Origin of the sequence: Pseudomonas sp., from assembly GCF_049645325.1 — a bacterium.
In the GTDB taxonomy this organism is placed as follows: domain Bacteria; phylum Pseudomonadota; class Gammaproteobacteria; order Pseudomonadales; family Pseudomonadaceae; genus Aquipseudomonas.
On sequence record NZ_JBARTQ010000476.1, the window covers coordinates 1 to 3,544 of the forward strand.

Genomic DNA, 3,544 nt, shown 5'->3' on the forward strand with positions numbered 1-3,544 from the left:
TTCATGACCCGATTGAAGCCTCTACCGCTATTGTTACTGGCGTTTGCCGTGTTTTATCTTTTGCCCATGGGCCTGCACGGTTTGTGGATCCCGGATGAAGCCCGCTACGCCCAGATCAGCCAGGAAATGCTGCTGAGCGGCAACTGGGTAGCGCCCCATTTCATGGGCGTGCGCTACTTCGAAAAACCTGCCGCCGGCTATTGGCTGATCGCCCTCGGCCAAGCCGTGTTCGGCGAAAACCTGTACGGGGTGCGCATCGCCTCGGCGCTGACCACAGGTCTGAGCGTGATGCTGGCGTACCTCATCGCGCGGCGCCTGTGGAACGACCCACGCAAAAGCTTCGCAAGTGCCCTGCTCTATATGAGTTTCGGCCTCGTGGCCGGGCAGGCCGGGTATTCCAACCTCGATCCGCAGTTCACCTTTTGGGTCAACCTCAGCCTGGTTGCGCTGTGGTTCGCGCTCGACAGCCACACGCCTGGCCGCCGGCTGGGGGCCTGGGCAGTGTTGGGACTGGCCTGCGGCATGGGCTTTCTGACCAAGGGCTTCCTTGCGTGGCTGTTGCCCGTATTGATTGCCGTGCCGTACATGCTCTGGCAACGTCGCCTGGGCGAGTTGTTGCGCTTCGGCCCGCTGGCGATCCTGGTGGCGGCGCTGATCTGCGTGCCGTGGGCGTGGGCCGTGCACCTGCAGGAACCGGACTACTGGCGCTTCTTTTTCTGGCATGAGCACATTCGCCGCTTCTCCTCCGACAATGCGCAACATGCGCGGGCCTGGTGGTTCTTCCTGCCGATCATGGTGGTGGCGTGCCTGCCATGGGCGGCGCTGTTGCCGGCCACCCTGTTCAAGGCCTGGAAAGACAAAGGCCAGCCGGCGATCATATTTCTCGCCCTGTGGCTGCTGCTGCCCCTGGCCTTTTTCAGCCTGAGCCGAGGCAAGCTGCCGACATACATCATGCCGTGCCTGTTGCCTTTGGCGTTGCTGATGGGCCATGCGCTGATCGACCTGATCAACCGCGGCAAGACACGCACCCTGCGCGCCAACGGCCTGCTCAACCTGGTCATCGGCGTGGCCGCGATGGTGGGGTTGATTTACCTGCAAATCGATAACCCGCTGTACAGCAACAGCCACGCTGAAATGTTCAGCCTGTCGTTGAGCTTTATCGTGCTGCTGGGCTGGATCCTCGCCAACCTGTTGCAAGCCTTTCGGCCGCTGACGTTGTGGGCAATGCCCGCGCTGGCGATCGGCTTGCTGGTGGCCCTGCTGCCGGCGGGCATGCCGGAAGAAATCACCGACACCGAGATGCCCGACCAGTTCGTGCTGGAGCATCTGGATGAACTGCAACAAACCCATGCTCTGATCAGCAACGAGTTGGGTACCGCGTCCGCATTGTCCTGGCGCCTGCGCCGGCCGGAAGTCGCGTTCTACGACACCGAAGGCGAGTTGCGCTACGGCCTGAGCTATGCGGACTCGGCACACCGCAAGGTCACGTTTGAAAACGTCCAGCCCTGGCTGAGTGAAGCGCGCAAACAGGGCTCGGTAGGCGTGTTGATGCGCGTACGCAGCACCAGTGAACACCGCGAAGAAGGGCAACTGCCCCCGGGCGGCAAGCGCTATCGCAAAGGCCCCATGCTCATGATCATTTACCCGCAGCTCCCTTAACGTCCGGCCTGCCACAGGAAACCCCCATGAGCTTTTGGAAAACCGAACGCGGCGCCCTGGTGCTGCTGCTGGGCGTCTCGGCGGCGCTCCTGCTGCTGGGCTTGGGCAGCCGCGACTTGTGGGGGCCGGAAACCCGCTGGGCAAATATCGCGCTGCAAATGCTGCAGAGTGGTGACTACTTCGACCCCTACCTCAAGGGCGCGCCCTACTACGACAAGCCCCTGCCCTCCTACTGGCTGATCACCGGCCCCGCCAGCCTGATGGGCGGGCTCGGCCCGTGGTCGTTGCGCCTGTCGTCGGTGCTCGCGGCGTGGCTGAGCATCTGGCTGGTGTACTTGATCGGCGAGCGCCTGTTTCGCAAGGGCACCGGGCTGATTGCCGGCTGGATGCTCGCCACCAGTTTCTACTTTCTGTTCTGGGCGCGGGTGGCCACCGCCGATGTGCTGACGGTATGCGGCGTGCTCGCGGCCGTCTGGTGGTATTGGCGTGGGCCGGAAGACACACGCCTGGGGCGCTACAGCGTGTTTTTCCTGCTGCTGGCGGCCACGTCACTGTTCAAAGGCCTGATCGGCTTCGTGTTGCCGGGGTTGGTGCTGTTACCCCATCTGCTCAGTGAGCAGCGTTACAAACGCCACCTCAACCCGCGCCTGTTATTGGCAATGCTGATCGCTGCCGTGTTCTACGCGATTCCCTTCGTGCTCTCTCACTTTTATGGGGCACCGACCTATGGCGAGAGCGGCCTTGAACTGGTATTCAAGGAAAACGTCGTGCGCTTTTTCGACCCCTTCGACCACATGGGGCCGATCTACACCTACCTGATCTACCTGCCCGCCTACACCCTGCCTTGGGCGCCGTGCTGGATGCTCGGCCTGTGGCTGGCGCTGCGGCACTGGCGCCACACGCCACCCAACGTGCGCTGGCTGGTATGGGGCCTGGGCCTGCTGTTTGTATTCTTCACCGCCAGCGGCAGCCGCCGCAGTTACTACGTGCTGCCGCTGGTGCCATTTGCCCAACTGCTGGCGGCCTGGTGGCTGAGTGAACGCTTGCAGAAAAAACCGGCCAGTTGGCCGCGCTGGCAAAAGGGCTTCGGCCTCACCGCCGGTTTATTGCTGTTGATCCTGGGCGTGATCTACCCCTGGACCACCGGCAACGGCGGCGTCACCCGCTTTGCCGAAGACGTGCAAGCCCAGGCACAGAAAAGCGCGCCGTGGAACCAATGGCAGATGGTGTTGGTGGAGGTCGACAACAAGCTGCCCATGTACCTGCAAAATGGCGGCAAGCCGTTCTACTACGTGAGTGAAACCCAGGACTTCCCGCGCCAGGGCGACAGCGCTGCAATGATGGCCTGGCTGGATAAAACCAGCGGTCGACACTTCGACCCGCACCACACAATCATCGTCGCGCAGTACTCCAAGGAAGACCCGACACCGTTGGCCTACTTGGGCGCAGATCATCAGGTAATCACCACCCAGCCGGACAATGGCGAGCGGCTGTTTCACAAGCGTGAGGGTGGCAGCGTGGCGTTTGTGCCTATAAGTAACTGACCGCGCCACTAAAGCCTGCCCTAAACTCTGGGCAGGCTTGCCGCGTGGATAAACGCTTGATCCAAACAATTGGCGCCATAAGCACGCATGAAGCCCTCAGCGTCAGTGAAACGATCAAAACGCTGCTGACTCAGCATGTAAAAGTCATCGCAATGGGCAACGATCTCATCAACGTTGTGCGATGAAACGAGTATTGCGACACCCTCAGCCGCCGCGCCCTCCAGGCATTTCCATATATGGTATCGAAACTCAGGATCTACTCCAGCAGTGGGTTCATCCAAGATCACAAGGTCCGCATCGGCACAGAGCAAGGACAAGGTAAAAAACCAACGCTTTTCTCC

The 3,544-nt window shown here is 61.3% G+C and carries 3 protein-coding genes; 2 read left to right on the forward strand and 1 reads right to left on the reverse strand.

The features are described from left to right. Positions 1-3 precede the first annotated feature (3 nt). Positions 4-1,659: a lipid IV(A) 4-amino-4-deoxy-L-arabinosyltransferase gene (gene arnT / locus WBB95_RS20470; RefSeq protein ID WP_424489236.1), complete on the forward strand. Its 1,656-nt coding sequence runs from the start codon at positions 4-6 to the stop codon at positions 1,657-1,659. A gap of 26 nt (positions 1,660-1,685) precedes the next feature. After that, positions 1,686-3,203: an ArnT family glycosyltransferase gene (locus WBB95_RS20475; protein WP_424489234.1), complete on the forward strand. Its 1,518-nt coding sequence runs from the start codon at positions 1,686-1,688 to the stop codon at positions 3,201-3,203. A 20-nt stretch (positions 3,204-3,223) separates the two neighbouring features. On the opposite strand, the gene WBB95_RS20480 is transcribed toward WBB95_RS20475, so the two are convergent. Further along, positions 3,224-3,544 (reverse strand): AAA family ATPase (locus WBB95_RS20480; RefSeq protein WP_424489235.1); only part of this gene is annotated, 321 nt, incomplete at its 5' end.